Source organism: Pseudoselenomonas ruminis (assembly GCF_008271295.1).
Lineage (GTDB): Bacteria > Bacillota > Negativicutes > Selenomonadales > Selenomonadaceae > Selenomonas_A > Selenomonas_A ruminis.
This window is the reverse complement of the sequence record NZ_VTOY01000001.1, coordinates 239,798-261,933: the sequence shown is the minus strand read 5'-3', so window position 1 is coordinate 261,933 and position 22,136 is coordinate 239,798. Positions and strand designations below refer to the sequence as shown.

Annotated in this window: 16 protein-coding genes; 3 read left to right on the top strand and 13 right to left on the bottom strand. The window is 42.2% G+C overall.

Annotated features, from left to right (window positions below):
* Nucleotides 1-42: 42 nt before the first annotated feature.
* Both FZ040_RS01075 and FZ040_RS01070 read right to left on the bottom strand, forming a co-directional pair.
* A complete protein-coding gene (locus FZ040_RS01075; protein ID WP_149170300.1) occupies nt 43-1,404 on the bottom strand; it encodes a PFL family protein in 1,362 nt (453 codons plus the stop codon).
* 77 nt (nt 1,405-1,481) lie between these two features.
* Nucleotides 1,482-1,751, bottom strand: coding sequence for an ACT domain-containing protein (locus FZ040_RS01070; protein WP_149170299.1), 270 nt, complete (start codon nt 1,749-1,751; stop codon nt 1,482-1,484).
* Between the two features lie 236 nt (nt 1,752-1,987).
* On the opposite strand from FZ040_RS01070, the gene dat reads away from it, so the two are divergent.
* A complete protein-coding gene (gene dat, locus FZ040_RS01065) occupies nt 1,988-2,842 on the top strand; it encodes a D-amino-acid transaminase (protein WP_149170298.1) in 855 nt (284 codons plus the stop codon).
* A 157-nt stretch (nt 2,843-2,999) separates the two neighbouring features.
* On the opposite strand, the gene FZ040_RS01060 is transcribed toward dat, so the two are convergent.
* The 3 genes from FZ040_RS01060 to FZ040_RS01050 all read right to left on the bottom strand — a co-directional run bounded on the left by FZ040_RS01060 (nt 3,000) and on the right by FZ040_RS01050 (nt 5,707).
* Nucleotides 3,000-3,470 (bottom strand): CAP domain-containing protein, encoded by a 471-nt coding sequence (locus FZ040_RS01060; protein WP_149170297.1) that lies wholly within the window; start codon nt 3,468-3,470, stop codon nt 3,000-3,002.
* A gap of 107 nt (nt 3,471-3,577) precedes the next feature.
* A complete protein-coding gene (locus FZ040_RS01055; RefSeq protein ID WP_187620194.1) occupies nt 3,578-4,942 on the bottom strand; it encodes a YjiH family protein in 1,365 nt (454 codons plus the stop codon).
* Nucleotides 4,943-5,089: 147 nt separating this feature from the next.
* The gene (locus FZ040_RS01050; protein WP_149170295.1) at nt 5,090-5,707 is read right to left on the bottom strand and encodes a hypothetical protein; all 618 of its coding nucleotides are present in this window, start codon (nt 5,705-5,707) and stop codon (nt 5,090-5,092) included.
* A gap of 385 nt (nt 5,708-6,092) precedes the next feature.
* On the opposite strand from FZ040_RS01050, the gene FZ040_RS01045 reads away from it, so the two are divergent.
* Both FZ040_RS01045 and FZ040_RS01040 read left to right on the top strand, forming a co-directional pair.
* Nucleotides 6,093-7,481, top strand: a complete 1,389-nt coding sequence (locus FZ040_RS01045) for a pyruvate carboxylase subunit B (protein ID WP_149170294.1) — start codon at nt 6,093-6,095, stop codon at nt 7,479-7,481.
* Between the two features lie 262 nt (nt 7,482-7,743).
* Entirely contained in the window at nt 7,744-9,159 is a 1,416-nt protein-coding gene (locus tag FZ040_RS01040; protein ID WP_149170293.1) for an alanine/glycine:cation symporter family protein, read from the top strand.
* Between the two features lie 141 nt (nt 9,160-9,300).
* Here FZ040_RS01040 and FZ040_RS01035 read toward each other — a convergent pair whose 3' ends face one another.
* Genes FZ040_RS01035 through FZ040_RS01005 form a run of 8 tightly spaced genes read right to left on the bottom strand, consistent with a single transcriptional unit; the run spans nt 9,301 to nt 22,125 of the window.
* Nucleotides 9,301-9,849, bottom strand: coding sequence for a hypothetical protein (locus FZ040_RS01035; RefSeq protein ID WP_074514126.1), 549 nt, complete (start codon nt 9,847-9,849; stop codon nt 9,301-9,303).
* A gap of 2 nt (nt 9,850-9,851) precedes the next feature.
* Entirely contained in the window at nt 9,852-11,870 is a 2,019-nt protein-coding gene (locus FZ040_RS01030) for an AAA family ATPase (protein ID WP_149170292.1), read from the bottom strand.
* Nucleotides 11,860-12,030, bottom strand: coding sequence for a hypothetical protein (locus tag FZ040_RS13905; protein WP_180364829.1), 171 nt, complete (start codon nt 12,028-12,030; stop codon nt 11,860-11,862). Before FZ040_RS13905 ends, FZ040_RS01030 begins: the two co-directional genes overlap by 11 nt.
* A complete protein-coding gene (locus tag FZ040_RS01025) occupies nt 12,027-14,225 on the bottom strand; it encodes a DEAD/DEAH box helicase family protein (RefSeq protein WP_149170291.1) in 2,199 nt (732 codons plus the stop codon). Before FZ040_RS01025 ends, FZ040_RS13905 begins: the two co-directional genes overlap by 4 nt.
* 14 nt (nt 14,226-14,239) lie before the next feature.
* On the bottom strand, nt 14,240-16,426 hold the full coding sequence (locus tag FZ040_RS01020) for a DUF262 domain-containing protein (RefSeq protein ID WP_187620193.1): 2,187 nt from the start codon (nt 16,424-16,426) through the stop codon (nt 14,240-14,242).
* A gap of 49 nt (nt 16,427-16,475) precedes the next feature.
* The gene (locus tag FZ040_RS01015) at nt 16,476-17,612 is read right to left on the bottom strand and encodes an aminotransferase class V-fold PLP-dependent enzyme (protein ID WP_149170289.1); all 1,137 of its coding nucleotides are present in this window, start codon (nt 17,610-17,612) and stop codon (nt 16,476-16,478) included.
* A 10-nt stretch (nt 17,613-17,622) separates the two neighbouring features.
* Nucleotides 17,623-21,222, bottom strand: a complete 3,600-nt coding sequence (locus FZ040_RS01010) for a DUF6079 family protein (RefSeq protein WP_149170288.1) — start codon at nt 21,220-21,222, stop codon at nt 17,623-17,625.
* Complete coding sequence (locus FZ040_RS01005) at nt 21,223-22,125, bottom strand: DUF4007 family protein (protein ID WP_149170287.1); 903 nt, start codon at nt 22,123-22,125, stop codon at nt 21,223-21,225.
* Nucleotides 22,126-22,136: the final 11 nt, after the last annotated feature.

The following is a 22,136-nucleotide window of genomic DNA, read 5'->3' as shown; positions in this document are numbered from 1 at the left end:
TCCGAATAAAGAAGCCTTCCCCGCAGGGAAGGCTATAATATTTTAGTTCGTCAGGCTCCGGATTGGTGCCGGGATTCGGCCGCCGCGGGCAATAAAGGCATCCGAGCTGTACTGGTTCTTGACCGGTACAATCGGGCAGTAGCCCAAAAGGCCGCCATACTCAACCATATCGCCGACCTTCGCGCCCGGAACCGGGATAACGCGGACCGCCGTGGTCTTGTTGTTAATCATGCCGATAGCCGCTTCATCGGCAATGATGCCGGAAATCGTCGCTGCCGACGTATCGCCCTCAATCGCTATCATATCAAGACCAACCGAGCAGACGCAAGTCATAGCCTCGAGTTTCTCAATCGACAAGCTGCCAGTCTTAATGGCTGCAATCATGCCCTCATCCTCACTGACCGGGATGAATGCACCGGAAAGACCGCCGACATGGCTCGATGCCATAAGACCGCCCTTTTTGACCGCATCGTTCAAGAGAGCCAGCGCCGCCGTCGTACCCGGAGCACCGCAGCTTTCAATGCCCATCTCCTCGATGATGCGGGCAACACTGTCGCCGACTGCCGGCGTCGGCGCCAGCGACAAGTCGATAATGCCAAACGGTACGCCGAGGCGTTTCGATGCCTCACGGGCCACGAGCTGACCGACACGCGTAATCTTAAACGCCGTCTTCTTAATCGTCTCAGCAACCTCCGTGAAGTCTGCGCCCTTGAGATTTTCCAGCGCATGCTTTACAACGCCCGGGCCGCTGACGCCAACACTTACGACCTTATCGGCCTCGCTGACACCATGGAACGCACCAGCCATAAACGGATTATCTCCCGGCGCATTGCAGAATACAACGAGTTTCGCGCAGCCAAGTGCCTGCGTATCACGCGTCAGCTCCGCCGTGCGCTTGATGACCTCACCCATCTCACGGACACAGTCCATATTGATGCCCGTCTTCGTCGAACCGAGGTTTACCGACGAACAAACGAGATCCGTCGACGCCAGCGCCTGCGGAATCGAATTGATGAGCACGCGGTCGCCATGCGTGAAGCCCTTCTCTACCAGCGCCGAAAAACCGCCGATGAAATTGACACCGACGGCTTTGGCCGCACGGTCCATCGCCTCAGCGACCGGAACATAAGAATCCGTCTTGCAGGCATCGGCAGCAATGGCAATCGGCGTTACCGAAATGCGCTTATGAATGATAGGAATGCCATATTCCGCCTCGATATCCTCACCGGTCTTTACCAAAAACTCCGCCGACGTCGTAATCTTATCGTAGACGTTCTGGCAGAACTGATTGATATTCGGATGCGCACAATCGCGGAGAGAAATGCCCATCGTTATCGTACGTACGTCGAGCTTATTCTCCGTTATCATGGCATTGGTTTCTAAAATGTCATCTATTGTTATCACAGGTTCAAAATCCTCCTAATCGGTCAAATCTGACTTGTCAATTGACCACTGACTTTTGACATTTGACAATTGACCGGTCAAATATTGTGCATGACGTTAAAGATATCCTCATGCTGTGCCTTAATGTCGACGTTGATTTCCTGGCCGCGCTCCTTGAGCGTCTTCTGCAGTTCCACCAGCTTGATTTTACTGCTGCTGATTTCGGCAATCAAAATCATGTTGAAGAAACCATCCATGATGTTCTGATTGATGGACAGGATATTGACATTGTTCTCGGCGAGGATTTGACTAACCATCGCGATGATACCGACACGGTCTTTACCGACGACTGTCACTACAAGTTTCATTTACACATTTCTCCTTCTTGTTCCAACTTCTGCTTGTCATTGTGTAAACCATAGAACAATGTGTCAACACAAATCATCTTCTTCATTATATCAAGGTAAGCCGCAAAAACCAATAGGCATGCGAAAATTCTTTCGAAAAAAATATGTCATATGTCCTGATTTTGCCAATTGCCTTTGGCAAAACAGAAGCAGTCGCGTTATAATAAAGGAAGCATTTATTGATTGGAGGATTTCCTATGGACTATGGATTTTTTAATGGCCAATTCATCTCCCTTGATTCAGCATCAGTAAACCTCGAAGACCGCGGCTATCAGTTTGGCGATGGCATCTACGAAGTCACGCGTGTCTATAACGGCAAATGCTTTGCCCTGGACCGTCATCTGGCCCGCTGCCGCCGTTCCATGCGTGAACTGCGCATCCCGATCACCTACATGGATGAAGAACTCACAGCCATCCACTACGACCTCATCGAGAAAAGCGGCATCAAAGACGGCGCGATTTACTTCCAGTTCACCCGCGGCACGTCCAAACGCACCCATGCCTTCCCAGACCAGGTCATCCCGAATCTTTCCATGACCATTCACGAATCAACGCCAAATGCCGAGCAGCAAAAAAACGGCATGCGCTGCATCACCTGCGAAGACATCCGCTGGCTCCGCTGTGATATCAAGAGCCTCAACCTGCTCGGCAATGTCCTTGCCAAACAGGCCGCCCACGACAAAGGTGTCGACGGAACCATTCAGTTCCGCAAAGACAACAACCTCATCACCGAAGGCTCGAGCAGCAACTTCTTCATCGTAAAAGACGGCCTGATTTGGACGCATCCGACAGATAACTATATCTTAAAAGGTGTTACCCGCTCTATTCTAATGGAAGAAATCATTCCGAAACTCGGCTACACCGTCGTTGAAAAAGCCTTCACGCCGGAATTTGCCCTGACCGCTGACGAAGCCTTCGCCACCAGTACCAGCCTCGAAGTCACCCCCGTCATCGAAATCGACGGCCAAAAAATTGGCACCGGCACCCCCGGCCCAATTGCCAAAGCACTGCTTGAAGAATATCAAAAACTTGTACAAAAGGAATGCTATTAATCCACGGGGCTGACCTCAAAGCGTCAGCCCTTTTACGTCAAAATATATTTGACTGGTCAAAAGACCGGATCATAGCCTTTGCCAAAGAAAACAATATATCCATCACCGAATGAATAAAACCGGGTTGACCTTTTCATGGTCAGCCCGGTTTTATTTATTATCCGCGGAATAACTGCACCCAATAGTGCCGATACTCTTCTCCCTCCCGGTAGAGATAGCCGACTCCGAGTTCGCGGAAGTCGGGGTTCAGGATGTTGGCACGATGGCCGGGGCTGTTTAGCCAGCAGTCCATGACGTCCTCGGGCGTCGGCTGGCCAGCCGCGATGTTTTCGCCCACCGTCCGCTTTTTCCTTGCAATCACGGAAAAGCAAGACTTTCCATTGGGCCGCGTATGGGAAAAGCGTTCCGTTAATTCTTCAGCCCGCACGGCTGCGGCCTCCATCAGATCCGGTGCCAGCATCACGGGGTCAAGCCCCTCTTTTTCCCGTTCCCGATTGACAAGTGACAACACCTGATAAGCGAAATCTTCCTGCTGGCTTTCCTCCTCATAGCCTGCAGCCTGCAAACACCCCACTGGCAAGACAAGCAAAAGTCCTGCCAAGAAAAGAATCCGCATCAGCCTGTTCATAGGTATCCCTCCTGCCTTTCCTCATCGTCTTTCCGCTATATTCTACAACGACAGACAAAAATCCTGTTCTCTGACAGGGAGGACATCCTTATACCTCTTATACCTCGTTATAACAGTTTCGTTACCAACACCAGCAAAGGAATGGCGATAATCGTGCGTTCAAGGAAAATGACAAAGAGCTTTTTGAAATCGAGTCCAACGTTTGATTTTACGATGATACTGCCGACTTCCGTCAGATAGATAATCTGCACGAGCGAAAGCCCAGCCACGAGGAATCTTGTCGTCTCGGGCAAATCCTGGTTCGTGATGAGCGCAGGAATGAACATATCGATGAAGCCGACCAGTGTCGCCGGCGCAATCTGAAACGCTCCCTCAATGCCCAAGAGGCTCATATAAGCCCCCATCGGATACGAAATCCACTGCATGATGCTGGTTTCATTTACCAGCAGGGTGCCGATGGTTCCCCAGGCGATAACGATCGGAATGAGGTCGAGAATAATGCCGACGGTCATTTTGCCGCCTGCTTTAAGGGCTTCTTTCAAGCTGAATCTCGATGCTCTGCCCAATGCCTCAGCCCAGGCCCAACGGACGAGCGATGCGTCTTTCGGCACTTCCTCGTTGATTTTCTTTTCGCCATGGAAGGAATCGGGAATCGACACGAGCGGACGAATGCGGACGCCAATTGCCGCCAGGATTAAACCGATGAACGTTACCGAACCATAAAGCAGCAAAAAGTGCGACGTAACGTGAAGTGTCTCAGCTACGACCATGCAGAACGGAATCGACACGAGCGAAAAGTTCGTCATAATCGATGCGGCCTCACGTTTGCTGTAAAAGCCGCTGTTGTACTGGTTGCCCGTGATGAGCACCGCCGTATTCGACGAGGCCAGCCACGAAGCAATGAGGTCTACGGACGCGCGGCCAGGGACATGAAACAGCGGACGAATCAACGGTTTCAGCAAGATTCCCGTAAATTCCATAATGCCGCAGTCCGTCAAAAACGGCAGAACAAAACTCAGCGTTATGGCCAAGGCGACCAGTGTCTGCGAAAGCCCGACCATGCTCTCCCCTACATCCGCACTGCGGACAGCTTCAGGGCCAACGCCCAGCACGACGCAAAGCGTGACAAACAGCGCTACCAGGCGCGTTACCATATAAGGCTTAGAAACGAATAAGAGCTCAGCAAGCCATTCATACTTTTTCACAAAAACCGGCTTCCAAACCTGTCCTGCCAAAGCGCCAACGGCCGAAAAAACCACAATGGCCGTCAGCAGCCACGGCAAATTGGCCTGGATTGCCTTATCGAGCATCTCCGTCAGCACCGACAGCGTCGTATTAAAATCACTTTGCCCGCCACTGACAGGGAACAAAAACATAAAACAGCCAAAGCCCGAGCAGAGAAGGAATTTTGCCGTTTCTTTCCAGGAGTATCCCTTTTTGTGTGCCGAATCTTTTTCTATCGCACGTTCCATCCTTGTACCTTCTTTCATAAAATAAGCAACGATATTTCATTCCGTCGCGTCCTGAAATATCGTTGCTTTTTATTCATGTTGCAGTAAATATTATACAGCATTTTTTCTATTTTGCAAGAAAAACTGTATGATTATGCAATTCTCTTTTTATTTTTTCGGTGCCGCCTGCTTGGATGGTGCTACGGGTGCCGCTTTTTGTTTCGGCTGGGAAACTTTTTCCGCCGACGCTGGTTTGTTATTGGCGGCCGGTTCGGCGGCTGCTGCCTTTTGGCCCGATGGCGCTGCTGACTGTTTGCCCTTTGCCTTGGCCTCAGCCGCAGCGGCTGCCGCGGCCGCCGCCTGTTCCTGTGCAGCTACTTGCTCGTTGTAGGAATCCAAGCAGTCTTCGACTGTTTTCTTCAAACTGCTGGCATTACTGCCGTAACCACCCAAATTGCTCATATTTATTTCAGCCAGATAGTCGCTGGCTTCCTGCAATTTGTTGATATCGCCATTGCCAAGATATACCCGGTATGCAATTTCCGCCGACACATACCCATAGAGGTTATAGCCAAGGCTCTTTTGGCCTTCGCCTTCAAACAGTGACAGATACACGCGCGCTGATTGGTAATCCTCGTCAGCCAGCATTGCCTTACCCTTTTCCAGATTTTCCGACAGCAGCCGCTCATGAGAAACCTTTACCAGGCCAAATAAAATCACGCCGCCTAAAAGCAGCAGTAACAATGCACCAGCAACAATTGCCTTAATCTTTATCATACGAAACATTCTACAGTCTTCCTATCTATAATATATTTTAAAACCTAACGTTATTGATTATACAGGACGCGCCACAATTTTTCAAAACTATTTCCTCGGCAACGATAACCTTCTTTTATTCCACTCCCAACAATCAATAATAACTATATCACAACAATCGCAAATTATGATTCAAATTAGTTATAGAATGGGAAAATAATCACGTTTTCCATTGACAAAGAACTTTTTAGTACCTATACTATTCTTGAGATGATAATTATGGCTGATTCATGAAAATTATAGTTTTTATGCGGCCTTACGGTTGTTTTCCCGGCTTAGTTTTCACTGTTTTTGCTAAAATCATCCATAAGCATTGCTTATGACTTAATAACTTTTTTGAGGAGAGTGTTTCATTATGGCAAAGAATCCGGTTCAGATTATGGAGACAGTCCTTCGCGATGGTCATCAGTCTTTATGTGCAACACGAATGCGCATCGAAGATATGCTTCCGCAGCTGGAAGCGCTGGATGCGGTTGGGTATAAAGCCCTTGAAGCCTGGGGCGGTGCAACGTTTGATACGTGCTTGCGTTTCCTTGGGGAGGATCCCTGGGAACGCCTTGATACGTTGAAAGCCAACCTCAATACGCCAATCCAGATGCTTCTTCGCGGCCAGAATCTTCTAGGCTACAATCACTACTCCAATGACGTTGTGGAAAAATTCGTCCAGAAAGCATCCCAGCATGGTGTCGGTGTATTCCGCATCTTCGATGCCTTAAACGATGTCCGCAACCTCAAAGTTGCCATCAATGCCGCACTCAACTGCCCGGAAAAACCAGAAGTCCAGGGCTGCCTCGTCTACACCATCAGCCCGGTTCATACCAATGAGAAATTCGTGGAACTGGCAAAAGAACTTCAGGATATGGGCTGCCATTCGGTCTGCATCAAAGACATGTCGGGCCTTTTGAAACCGTATGTTGCAGAAGACCTCGTCAAGAAACTCAAGGCCGCTCTCGACATCCCGGTCGAGCTCCATACGCACTGCACGTCCGGTTTCGGCCATGCCACCTATCTCAAGGCAATTGAGGCTGGTGTCGACATCATCGATACGGCCCTTGCCCCGTTCTCCTCGGATACATCTCAGCCATGCACCGAGACGATGGTCCGCGCACTCGAAGGCACGGAATACGATACGGGCATCGACGTCCAGAAACTTACGCCGATTTCCAAACATTTCCTCTCGGTCAAGAAACGCATCATCGAGGAATTTAACCTCAAAGGTTATTTCGATATCAACCCGAACGTTCTCGACTTCCAGATTCCAGGCGGCATGCTCTCGAATCTTGCCAACCAGTTAAAAGAAGCTGGCATGGAAGATAAATATCAGGAACTGCTCGACGAAATGCCGCGCGTCCGCAAAGACCTTGGCTATCCGCCGCTTGTCACGCCGTCCTCCCAGATTGTCGGCACGATGGCAACGTTCAACGTCATGAGCGGCGAGCGTTACAAGATGGTTCCGAAAGAATTCAAAGACCTCGCCCGCGGCAAATTCGGCCGCACACCGGTTGCTATTGACCGCGACTTCCTCACGAAGACACTCGGCATCGCTCCGGAGGACATCATCGAGGACTGCTCGGTGGAAGATGCAAAAGCCAAAACCTTTGCTGAGTTTGAAGCCGAGCTCAAAGAAAAAGGCTTCCTGAATCCGTCGGAGGAAGATGTTCTCTCCTATGCTCTGTTCCCGCAGGTTGCCGAAGAATTCTTCCAGAATCACTATCAGAAGGTCACGGCTTATAAAAAGCTCTGATTCTTTCCTATTAAATAATAAACTCCATGTTTCGGAAAATCCACTAAGTCATCTAAGCCCCACTCCGGTGGGGCTTATTTCTTTGCCTGTGTATACAAAGTGACAGATTCTTGACATTAACCAAGCACTGAGGTTATAATAGCTATGTTATATTTATATATTTAAGGCAACGGCGCCTTTTGCAGCAAATCATCAAGGGAGTTTGTCTCCTTGTTTGCGTTGCCTGCAAAAGGCTTATTTTATTGGAAAAGAGGTATTGTTCATGGATTTATTAAACACTGTTGTCAATGAGGTCAACAACGTCCTTTGGTCGTATGTACTTATTGCGGTTCTCGTCGGCTGCGGTCTCTGGTTCACGCTGTCGACAAAATTCGTCCAGCTGCGCATGCTGCCCGAGATGATCCGCCTGCTGACCGAAGGCATCGGCAAAAAGACCGAGGGCAAGGCCATAAGCTCGTTCCAGGCCTTCTGCGTCAGCACAGCATCCCGCGTCGGTGTCGGCAACATTGCTGGTGTGGCTATCGCAATCGTTACCGGCGGCCCGGGTGCCGTCTTCTGGATGTGGGTCATCGCCTTCATCGGCTGTGCTACCGGCTTTGTCGAGAGCACGCTGGCTCAGATCTACAAACTGCCGCGCGGCAATAACGCCTTCCACGGCGGCCCAGCCTACTACATCCAGAATGCACTCAAGCAGCCTGGCGTTGCCAAGCTCTTTGCCATTCTGATTGCCGTTACGTTCGGCCTTATCTACAACTCGGTACAGGCCAACACGATTGCTCTTTCCGTCAAAGGTGCATTTGGTGTTGAGCCAGTTGTCACGGCAGCAGTTCTCTGCATTCTGACGGCCCTCGTCATCTTCGGCGGCGTCACGCGTATCGCTAAGTTCACAGAATTCCTCGTACCGATTATGGCTGGACTCTATATCCTGACGGCCATTGCCATCATCATCCTCAACATCGGCATGGTACCGGATATGTTCGCACTGATTATCCACGATGCCTTCTCGCCGCAGGCTGCTGTCGGCGGCGGCCTTGGCTCGGCCATCCTCACGGGTGTAAAGCGCGGCCTGTTCTCGAATGAAGCCGGCGAAGGCTCCGTTCCAAATGCTGCCGCTACGGCTGATGTCACCCATCCGGTCAAACAGGGTCTTGTTCAAGCTTTCGGCGTCTATGTCGATACCTGGCTCGTCTGCTCGGCTACGGCTTTCATCGTCCTTTTGACCGGTCAGTACACGATTGGCGGCGACGTCACGGGTGTTGCCCTCGCGCAGGCATCCCTGGCCAGCATCTTCGGTTCGCTGGCTCCGGCCGCTGTTTCCTTCATGATCATGATGTTCGCCTTCAGCTCGATTTGCGGCAACTACTACTACGGCGAAATCAACATTGCCTTCTTCGAGGGCAAGAGCAAACTCTTTATGACGCTATTCCGCCTGTTCGTCGTCGTTATGGTCTTCTTCGGCAGCGTGGCTGAGCTCTCGCTGGTCTGGAACCTTGCCGACCTCTTCATGGGCTTCCTGTGCCTGACGAACCTCTACGCGGTTGCCCGTCTGGCTAAACGCGTCAGCATCACCTTCAACGACTACGTCGACCAGAAACGCCGCGGCATCGAAGAACCAGTCTTCGACCCGGCCATCCTCGGCGACGAAACCGGCATCCATGCCTGGGGTGTTGATAAATAATCATTGCTTATAAACAAACGGCAGAGCTATCTAGTTCGATAGCTCTGCCGTTTTTAGTCTTCCTATCACAATAATCTTCACGACAATTGACAAGTCATTTTTTGACATGTCAACCGTCCTCCCACCTAACCATTAATTTTATTAAATTTTAGTTTCGTTACACAACGCATCTATACGCTCCATTGAAAATTTACTTCCAAACATCTCCTTACATGTCAAAAGAAATTCTGCTACACCTCTGACATCCTCATCTAAACTATCTTTCCCTTCGACAAGTTCTTCGTACAAGACCTCTATGCCGCCTAATAAATACTGATTAAACACTTTATCCCCGTAGACTCTTTTTTCTGGTTGCCGATCATACCTAAAGGCTCTGTTAATACGTTCATCTACCGATACTTTATCTTGATCATGCAACAACATTATTAGACGATAATTCTGTATAAGATTCTTCTGAATTTTAAGAACCTGCTCAAGAAAAATGGTATTATCGGTAATCTCCTTATCATGTTCTACTTGCCCTAAACGATTAAATAAAAATCCCACGACTGGTGCAACTTTCAACACTTCGATATTCGAGGAAAAAATCGTCGTCCGTTGCATTTTGCTTTCCCCCATCTTTTTAGAAGGGGCTAAGTGTCGTAAATAATCTGCATGTTTACCCGAAAACGTCATCTGCTTATCAAACATTATCACGCTCTCCTTTCGATATGACTACATACTTTGCTATCAGCTATCAAAGTCCATTTCGTTCCAATTCTATCTGCTAAATGCTGTTCTGCCAATTCACCATCCGTATCTTTTATAAAAATGACAACCTGTTCTGCTATTCTAGGCAGCTCGTTGCAAATTTTATGAATTCTATTTTTATCAAAAGAAGATAACGGCGCATCCATAACTAACGGATATCCATCTATAACATCCATATCCTCATCGGAATATTCTTCACTACGCTGAATATATTTCTTCTTCGCCAACTCAATCAATCCTGCAATAAACGCAAAAATAATCGCATAGCTCTGTGCAGTATTCTGCTCAAGGTTTGTTCCATCAAATTGTCCTGAAGGATCTATAACGTCTGTGGTTATAGTATAATTATCTGCAACATTAATTTGAATACCGCCATCATAAATATCCTCGAAAATCCTATTAATCTCATCTTGAAGCAGCTTTCTCGTTTCCACTTCTCTTACTTTATAATAGTCTAACAACTTATCATAAACAGCTCGAGCATAAGACAAGTATACTAAATTTGTCCGATTTCTTTGATCTTCAATCAGCAATTCATTGCGCTTATTTATTGCTGTTTTTAACTGATAATCCACCTTTCCCTTCTGGCTATTAAGTTTTGCAAACTCATTTCCCGCATCTAATTTCAATTTTTTAAACCGACTAATCTGATTATTGAGGCTCTCGATTTTGTCTTGACTTGGAATATTCCGATCAATCATACTCAGCTTGTCTTCCAAATCAAAAATTTGTGCTTCATCACGCCGCTCATCTTTCAACAATTCTTCTAATTCTATTTCAACATTTTCAACCCTAGCTACCTGTTCTTGAAGATCAGCTGCAAGCTGAGACGCAATTGTAGACACACTATATGGAGGGAGCATTTGCAGCATTTTTTCTAAATGTTTCTTTTTTTCATAGTCATTATTCAAATCAGCTCCACATATACACATCCCACGGTCTAACAAAAACTGAACTGCATCTGCATGAAGCGCAGGTATTCCTGAATCTAACGCTCCAGCATTTTTTATGACCGTCAAGGCTTGTTCCACAACATACTTAGAGCACAACGCTTGAGCATTTTCAGCAAACTTATGTATGTAACGCTCTGCATGTTGCTTTTTATTATTATGATATTGATTCAAATTCAATGTATATTTCCGAACTTCATTACTACGGTCAATCCCCTCCCTCATTTCATTTTTCTTATTTTCAGCCCTTGTTAAATCTCGCTGAAAACGTTCTGCCTCTTCTTTTACACCTTGTATTTGTTCCTGAAGAGTTTTTACATCGTTATTAAACTTGTTTATCTGCTCAGTAAGTTCTTCTATCTTATTATTACCACCAGCCCCAACATCTTGAAAAAACTTTCCCATTACTGTACGTTTAAGACTCTCCGGCCCAAAATGAGTTATTGCATTCAAAGCAGCATCCAGACCCACAAGCCCTTTTACAGCATCTTGGAATTCTTCACTTTTCTTTTCATCTAACAATGTGCGACTCATTGCTTCAATCCGTTCCCCATCAAAGAAAAAGAATCTTGCCAACGATTCTGGCAACAACGTCTTCATCTGGACATACGCCTCATCCTTGCTTAAACTTCTCCATTCTCCCAAATCATCTTGTTCGCGCATTATAAAACCATCATTAATTAATTTCAAACGTCCATTTTTCTTCTCTAATATCTGATACCGTGCTACCCTATAGACCTTGCCATTATGCTCAATTATCAATTCGACTCTAACTTTCCCTTCCTCACCAGATATCATCGAATCTTTAACCTCACGATTTATAAGCTCTGCCACCTTAAAGTCATGCGTACCATATAAGCACCACCGAAAAGCCTGTTCCAACGTAGTTTTCCCTGAACCATTTTCTCCCATTATCACACTGACATTTTTCTCACTATCAGTAGAGAACGTTAATGTATGCTCTCCCTTGAATTGACGAAAATTCTTTAAATATATACTTTTAATCTTCATTGGTAACAAGCTCCTTTGTATATTCTTTTATTGTCTTAATATGTTTCTTTACCAATTCTGAAGCACTGTACTTTTCCGTTCTCAAATTTCGCGTCTCATCATATATAACTCGCATCATGATACGATCCACAATTTTTTCGTTTACCTCAATCTCTTTCATACTAGCTCCTCCCAAACACTTTCATTACCCACATCAAAATCATATAGTTCATAAGCATCAATGAGTTCACTGTATATTTCATCCGCTTCATGTTTATTTTTAGCTAACCGTTCAAATTCCAGCAATCGACACAATTCTCTCTTAACTAATGATATATCACCAGCACGCACGTCGGCATCTAAATACGGAACGTCTTCAACCGCATGTGGCAGAGTAATAAAATCATAAATCACAGCAAACTTTTTTCCTGGATATAATCGTAGTACACGCCCACGTCGTTGAATATATTCCTTAGGATTCATAGTACTTGCTAAAATGAATGCTGTTTGTATTTGTGGAACATTAACCCCTTCATCAAGACACTTTATAGCTACTAGAGCTTGAATCTCTCCTTCAGCAAAAGCACGCAATCTCAATTCTCTCTCTTCTGCATTCTCTTTTGAGGTAAATTGTGCAGTACGCATATCATAATCAATATTCAACATGCGAGAAATATAGTCTATTTGTCTGATGTCATCATGAATCGATATATCTCCATCCTGTTCGACTAAACGAGTCGCACCACAATAAACCAACATATTGTTTTTATCTTTATATCCACCTTCTATTAAATCTCTTAGTTTACTAATTTTATCAACCGCCCCCGATACCACTCTAGCACGTTTTATTGCTAGTCTTTTCCCAAGTTCATTTAAAGTTAATTTGCCGTTTATCTTTATCAAACAGGACATCATTTTCTTGGTTAATTCTTGGTATATCTTGTATTCCTCTTTCGATAACGATGTCACTATAGGATAATAATAATAAGGTGTTAATTTTTCCTCCTGGATCGCTCGTCCCAGATTATACTCTATACATTTCTCTCCAAAAAATCTTTTAATTGCCATTGTCCCGTCATCATCTTGATATCGTTCCAATGTAGCCGATAATGCTAATCTATATTCATAATTTACAGACAATGTCTTTCGCAAATGTTCTGCCCCAATATTATGCGCCTCATCAACCACCAACAGCACATGTTCCCCTCTAGTTTTTCCTAAAACCTCTTGAATAGCTCTTGAAGAGAAAGTTTTATTTGTGCAAAGGAAACACAAGCGTTTTTTTATTCCCATCCTAAAATCAAATAAGTCGGATGCCAGTCTTCTCTTATAATCTTTATTTTTAGAGCCACTGTACCCCACTATAGGATTTACTCCGAATTTTCGCACATCACCTGCCCATTGTTCCACTAGATGTTGATAGGGACAAACAATAATTATAGCAAGCTTCTCCACATTCTCACATAAACGCGCAACAGCTGCTAAACCAGTGTATGTTTTCCCAGTCCCTGTTGCCATATCAAAAATTCCACAATAGTTATTGTTCTGCCACTTGTCAATAGCCTCTAATTGATAATCATATAAATGAAGCCATTCCGGCCTTACAAACGCGATATTGTCATCTGTGGCCACTCTATCATAATCCACCTTAGGTTCGGCCACCTCATCAAAGTCACAATCTCTTTCTTTTTGAAGACAGTAACAATCCGTTTGATACTTCTTTATAAACAAATCTTTTACTTCTGGAAATTTAAAGACTTTTACATTTTCTTCTTGATCTTCCCACAGACGATTAAACGCTTCGACTTTACTCATAACTCGTTCTTCATCAGCGTTTTTCCACGAACAAAACACATCAAATGATTCATAGTTATTTTCGACCGCATTACTACTCTCATTCATAGAACCAGAAAATGCTACTATATTTCCTTCTGCATCAGTGATAATTCCCACTTTTTCATGATACATACCACTTCCATTGGTTAGCATAGGCTCAACGATTTCAAAATCTAATCGACCTTCTGCAATTAAACATGCTAACAAATTCAAACGATCCCTGGTCTTAAAGTCTTCATAGTCTCTCAATTCACGCACAACAGCATTTTTTATGATTATATCTCTATTTTCATACCCTAGCCTAATAGCTTCAATATCTTCATCAGATAATCTTGGCGATGCTAAGATCTGGATATACCCACCGTTTTGATATAATTCATACAAACCATCTGTAATCATAGCAAGTATGGAGGAAGAGAAAAAGCCCACGGCCCTCTTATAAGATACTGACTGTTTCAAAGCAGGAATATAAAAATCTTTAGCAATATCATCTTTTAAAGTGCGATACTCAGATTTTAATGTTATATCTCGCAGGCTCATCATATCACCTCCAATTACTCATTGTCATGTTTTAAATATTCAAGTTCTTTTTTCATCTCTTCGCTCAACAATTTATATCTATCTGTTAAAACTCTCCGATAATACGTTTCGTTATTTTCATTTTTCTTTTTCTTCAATGAACTTGGTATAAAATGTTCATTCGTACTATAGCCATTAATATCATTCATATACGAATCAATTTTATCCTTACTTATACGAGTGTTTGCTTCAGACGTTATGTATGTTCGATTTAACGGTGAATTTAAAATGAACTTCTTATCCTTCCGTAAGTTTTTTTCAGAATCACTATACTTATTATCCATATCTTGACAAAGCGGAATTAGATGATGATCATGTAAGTCGATTACATAATCGACATGATTATAAGATACAGTTAACTTTCTCGCAGCCTCCCAGGCGCGCAAGTGAATCGATGCAGTTTTTTGAAAGTCAAGCGGGTTTCTGCTTAGAATATACGATAAAATTCCTTGATGCATAGCTTCATTCCAAGAGTAATCATCTGTACCTAATAAAGCATCAAGATCCGAATATCCCCTAAGATTAAAGACATTATTAATCCGCTCATCAAAAATGCTCGTATATCCGCCGACCGCAAAATCAAATAATTTCTTTATATCTTCCGAACTTTTATTGTTTTGATTTGCAGAAAAAGAGCCGTCAAATATCGATGCCCAATACCAACATTCAACCCTATCTAAAATAACTTTATTATTCCATCTTTCTTTATCCAAAAAAATACATGCTATCGGAATAATCATCAATCTATATGACAAGTTTTTTATTGATATCAAGCCACATCTATACTGAAGAAAAGCATACGCTCTTTTCAATGCATCAATAACATCATTAACGCTGGAATAAATCTCATCTGATGATAGCTTTAAAATTTTATTTTGCTTTAAATCATCCGATGATATCTTAACCATACTTCCGTTCTTATTTGAAATACTATCAATTTTCTTTTTTACAGGTAACATAGATATAAATGCATTTTTAAAATCAGTATCGATTTCATCATCTTTAATGAGTTTCATATCTTCTGCTATATTTACCATTTCTTTAATATTAGACGCTAAAGCATTTGGTATAGCAAATTCCTCTTTTAACCGCTCGTTTATACAACTTATTAAAGAATCACAACCTCTATTCCCTGTAGCCGCTCTTGCTACTACTAAATCGAATACAGACAATCTTGTCCCCGATGCATTCATATTTTCAAAAATTGTAACAGCACGACCAATTTCATCAGCATTTAATTCAATGAAGTATATATCTTGACTTACAGTCTTTGCTACCATTTCATTCATTGCATCAGCCCAGTTATTCCTCAACTCTTCCCATGCCACCTCAGGCTTCTCATCATATAATTTCCGTTGTTCTTCCTCCACAAATATTTCATCTACCTCCTTTACCCCTTCAGCTATTTCAGCCTTTAGAGCTTCTGCTCTAGATTTTGCTATCGCAGTAATTATTGCTGTAACTTTAACATTGGAATTTTCATCACTAAAAAACTTATATAATGGAATCATATATTCTTCAGCAGCCCTTTTTTTAGATTCATAGGCTGGAGTTCTATTATCACTAAAATATAAGAAAGAAGGATGCCACCATTTTATATTTTCTTTATTTTTTACATCCCCCTTCTTTATTTTTCTATATTCAATATAATCAATTAAATCTACAGGTTCTAATTTATCCAATTGCTTTGGTTTTGATAATCTCTCTATTCCAAATACATCATCAAATTCTGTATTTTCATCAACTCTCTTATTAGACCACAAATTTATAAACCAACGATATTTTAATTTATTATCTATTTTATCAAATACGCTTTCCCATTCTCCATTACAACTACTATAAACATCTGAAAAAACATTTTTTAGCGTAGACAAACGCTGTTGTCCGTCGAGCAAAAAGATACATCTAGCATCTTCAGTCGACACATCACTTATCTCCTTATTTTTAACGCATAATCTCTTATATCCAAAATCTTTTTTAGTCCCTTGCAAAAGGAGCAAACTTGTTAAAGGTATCCTCGTCAAAAAAGTAGCTGCCAATGCTTTTTGTTGATCTATTTTCCATACAAATCCTCGTTGAAAATCAGGCAAAACCAAATCACCATTTATTTCATTTTTCAATAATTCATTAAATGATTTTTTATTATTCGCATTAACGCCCACGATATTTCCTCCATTATTTTTTTAAACATACTAGCTGATATCTATTGCCTTATAAATTACTTTTAATATAATATAAAGAATCGTTTAATCGTAATAAATCTTCTTCATTAGTATATATCCCCACACTTGTACGTATAGTTCCAGCAGGATATGTTCCCAAAAATTCATGTGCTAACGGTGCACAATGCAGGCCTGTTCTTAGTTCTACTCCTAATCTTGAAAATAATTGTCCTGCACTGTCACTGCTGATCCCATCTATGATGAAAGAAACTACACCAACATAATCCAAATTATTATTAATCCCTACCAGTCTTACGAAGTCATAATTATTTAAAACATCTAACAGATGCTTTCTATTATCTTGTTCTTGCCAATAGTAACTCGATATATTATTTTCTTTCAGTTTCATCAATGCTGCATGCAACCCTGCGATAGCCACCATATTCGGAGTTCCCATTTCATAGCGAGCCGGTATATCCTTGGGCATATCTTGATTAGCAGAGTCTATTCCCGTCCCGCCATACAATATCGTAGGCAATTCTACGTCAGGATTCATCAGGAATCCTGATATTCCAGTAGGCCCATATAACGTTTTGTGTCCTGCAAATACAGCAAAATCACATTTTGCTTTTGCTATATCAAAATCCACGAGCCCAGCTGTTTGAGCCATGTCCACCACAGTGATAGCCTCATACTTTTTGGCTAAAGCAAACACTTCTGCCACTGGTGTTATTACCCCAATAACATTACTAGCATGAGACATGATAACCAAATCTGGCTGACAGTCCGCGAACTGATAGCCGATACGTTCCAAATCAAAAGAGCAATCTTTATTCACGGCTAAGATTCGCAAATTGATCTTATCAGCATAGGCATGCAAAACCCGAGTCACTGCGTTATGCTCAAAAGGCGTGATATAAACATTTTTTACCGGCCGCTTCATTAAGCCTTGTATTATCATATTTAATGCTAAGGTTGCCGTGGGCGTAAAAATAACTTCATGCAGGGATGTATGCAATAATTCCTTGAGCAACTGTCTAGTGTCTGCTACCAACGTCCCTGCAGATTTCATTTCCTTGCCGCCGCGCCCCAAACTACCGGCATTATTACGGTAATACTCATCCATCGCCTCATAAACCGCCGCTGGTTTAGGATATGTAGTAGCGGCATTATTGAAATATACCATATGATTCTCCTTAACAATACTCCTGCAGAATTTCAGCTAACACCTGCCGTTTTTCCTCTTCCGAAATCGACTGCCCCATGGCATCAATACTAGAAAGCAAACTATTACGCAATAGTTTAGCCCGTGGCGAATAATCAACTTTAGCAAATCTTTTCTTCGCAGCTTTCCCTTGAGCGTTCAAAAACATAAACTCATAACCCGCAAAACCCTCATTAAGAGAAATCGCCTCATCTTTACTCGTCACAGAAAAATCCGCAACTGTTTTCTTATATCCTTTAATTCTCGACTTAAAAATGTCAAAAGTTTCATCGCTCCAGTCATTCAACCGTAGGCCTGTGGCCTCTCGCACAATGTCCGTAAGCAATTCTTTATCATTATTATGTTCAATACGACAAATTTCTAAAAATCTCCCTGTGCCATCTGGAAATATTTTCTCAAATACAGCTTGCGGCAAATTATCACAGTAATCCAGCATAATGGAGACCAGCGAAGCACGTTCAGGCTGATCCTGTTGAAAAACCCGCCGTAATTCTTTGGCTGCAGCCAATTCTAAATCAGTCATAGACTGATCAAAAAATTCCTTACTCCGCCTTATTGCTTGACACAGCTCTGTCACCTCTTCTATTTCAAAACCAAAGATCTTAGGCAACTTGTCAAAAAGTAATTCGTTGGCATTGCAATTATCTTTTACTACCTTGCGAAAAGCCATTATTTCCGCTGATACCTTAGCGCCATCAGGCAGCCGTCGCATATCTCTGCTGTATTTTGACAAAGATACATACCACTTGAACATACCTCTAGCCACATGCTCAAATATATCCCTTTTGCTTTCAGCTTTCGTGATATGATCAGCAAAAATGATATCCAATTCTTTGATATAGTCTTCTTTATTACTTGACCAGTTAATTTTCTCTAAAAAGAACTTTTCCGGCTGGGCATTTATTTGTTGCAATACATCGGCCGTAATATTGACTGGTTCCCCTTGGTCATAGATAAGAACATTTTTCTTATGACTATGCAAAGCCACTGCCACGTATATCGGAATGATGCCACGTCTAAGACCAAAAGGTCCCTGAGGTGCTGTCAAGATCTGATAGAGTTCTGCAAAACTACGTCTTTTGCTATTTGCTGCCGGCTCTTCCATAAAGTGATATATCGTTTCCAGCACCATGTCCATGCATTTATCGCCTGTATCACGATTAAATAACCAGCCATCATCATCTGCTGTCAATATTTTTGTCTGCATAAGTGTACTACGCATAATAGATACATCCTGTCCTGTACCAGTCAATCCTAATTCCGGTTCAACCTCTGTACGCAGGATAGCAGCTAGGACTTTATAACAGCTATTGATTGCTGTAGTTGTCAATTCATTTTTATTGATAACTTCATTATTAATAACCGGAGTAAACCGATAAATATTATTGCATATATTAGATAAAAGCCGAGACAATTGTGAACGACGATGAATTCTCTCTATTTCTCCCTTATAATAGTAAACAGCCTTTCCACTCTCTGGCCTCGTATAGGATTGAACAAAAGTACGCAGTACATCATAAAGATCGCTATAAACTAAATCATATTCGCCGTACAATACAGCATCCCCTATAGCATCTTCTCTTAATCCATCTACTGCATGGAGTTCTAATAGCTTTTCTTTGATATCTACATGTTGCTTAGGCAAAACAAAAATAAAACGATTATATTTCGCAGTAATCTCAGGCAGTATTTCATGCATAGCAGTTAATTCTTCTTCAGAATCCACTAATATAGCATAAATAACACCATCCGCCATGATTGTTTCACTCTTGATTTCCCAATCAACATTTATATCTACTTCACTGGCATGTATAAATTCAAAAGCAAAGAACCGGGTTATCTCTCGTTCATCGTTATATCTTGCCGGATACATATAGCGATCAAAGTTCATTGTATTCAAGATATTTTTTATATCATAATTGGCATTAGCTGCCGTGTAATCCGCTATTTTTTGATAGATATCAACACCTGATGATTGTTTTAGACAAAGATAGCCATTGCTACGCTTGAGATAAATAACATATTCTTTGGCAATCAAAGATCTTAGCGCTTTATCAATCTCGGCCGCAGAATACTCCTGCTGCAAAATTCGCTCTATTTCTTCTTGTATTGGCTGTAACAACTCAAACTGCTCGACCATGTATATCAATGCAAGAATTTTAATGATTTTTTCTTGCAGGGAATCGCCGGCTACTTTGCTTAGGATATTTTTTGCCAAGATGTAGGTTTTGTGTATTTCATCAGCATAGACTTCCTTCTCTAACAACGGCATAAAATAGTCAAAAACATAATCCGGAGTTAGCAAACGGAATCCGCTAGTATTCTGGCGCAAAAAATCTACCAATGTAAAACGACTATCTGCTGACAGAAAAGTAAACAGTGTACGTTCATTTTGCGCAATCTTTTCCGCTAATCGTGGCAAGATAAAGGTAGTAACAGGATGCAAAGGATAACATGACAATATAAATTCAAGCTTTTCTTTTGCTGAGAATTCCTTTAGTATATCATGCTGATCATACAGCATTTCCAATTCGTTAAATTTACCTGCATATTCTTGCTGAAATTTCTGCCATTTATCTTCATCTTTCTGTATAGCCGTACCAATTATGCCATATGTCTGTTCGTAGTCATCACTTAAATGGATATGTTTAAAACGCTCGGAAACACCACGCCAACCATCTGTTTTCTGCTTTGGCAGCTTATCGATATAGTTTGCAATTTCTTTATGAGAAATCAACAGCAAATGCAACTGTTTCGCTCCACTGCGATTGCATTTTTCAGCGAAATCCTGTAAAAGCTTTGTATCACTGACAGATGCCCCTTGAATATTTGCTTCGAGAAATTTACTAAACTCATCATATACCACATAAATTCCTGTATAACCTTTATCCTTAAGACAGTCTAATACACTCTCATATAGTTCTACCACATCAAAGCCAATAAAGGGATTAAACACACTGCCTGCAGTAAGTTGTGGATACAGTTTTTCAAATTCCTGATATGCTAATATATCATAGCTTTCTAACCGATTCAGAAAATCCGCTACTGTTCCGGTAATCATAGCGATAAAATTCTTATAGGTTTCAGGAAATTCATTTTTCCATTTATGCACACAGCGAATAGCCGCTTGATAGTTGGTATCCGGCATGATATTCAACATATTTTCATCCCGCAAAGTATGCTCCAAAGCTGTCAAAAAAGCCTGTGGAATACTTGTGCTGCTGCCAGAAATAATCACAGGCAACAATTTATCCATAGAGTTATAATATCGTTCAATTTCTTGAGCCAATTCCACTCGTTCTTGTAGTTTTGGCAACAAATGTCGAAATTTTGCTCTATCTTTTTTTAGGAGCAACGACAGCGTAGTCAGCACCATATGAGATTTTCCCCTACCATAAGCGCCAATAAGCACTCTGGCTCTTTCCGTAGAAGATATCTCCGTGGATCTTAATACATCTTCCATGAAGTCTAAAGCAGAATTAGTAGGGATGAAATTTTCTATCTTCTCATCATGGTTTAAGTCATACCCCAAATTTACTGAATATTGAAATCCCGATGCAATTTTTATCATTTATCCATCCACCTTTTGCTCTTCCCAAATTTCCTTATAGTACGCCTCGATGTTTTCTATGGCTGTTTCCGCTCTAAGCACTCTTACCACATCAAGACCTGCAGTCCGTACAATCTTCAGACTTCCCATTTTTTCGATTCTACGCAAAATCATCAGCAAAGTAACGATATCCATATTAAAGGCCCGTCCAATGCTACCGTCTTCATTTAAAAGCTTATCCAAACTAATTTCCGTCTGCCCCTCATGCTTAGATAAAATCAAAGCCCAAGCAATTTGTGGCGGTATCTGATCAGCTGCTACAATATTCTTACGATAAATCTTATTCTCTCGATTTACGTAATCAATCAAGCCTAACTCCCCCAAGGGACAAGCTATATTATTTTCAGGTGATATATATTTAGAACTTATCTTATATCGTGGCAAATACGTGTTGACAATACAGTTAAAGTCATCCTGCAAGGAACGCTCTGCCACTGTGACACTTTCATCTTCCATAACCAACCAGGTCTTTATATTATTAATAAAATCATCCTTAGTAAACTCCTGTACTTTAAAATGATTAAAAAAGTAATACCATGCTGTTGCTTCATCTTTATTATTCGCCAATTTATATTGTAAAAGTGCCAGCGTTCCTTGTTCTTCAATATAACGGTCATATTTATAGATGAGCTCTCCAATTTCAGTGAAGAACTGTACTCTTTTGCCTGATTTTCTCTCCTCTGTAATACCAGCAATCTGCATCCAATATCGCAGGGACTTTACCATATTTGAACCGATTCCCAAAACGTCCATTGGCTTTTCTTCTTTACTGACAAACACAGCTGCATTCTTTTTTACATATTTCATGCCCTTAGTTAGCCATCCCTTACGGATAAAGAATGTCTCATGGCCCCGAAATTTCATTATCTATTTCT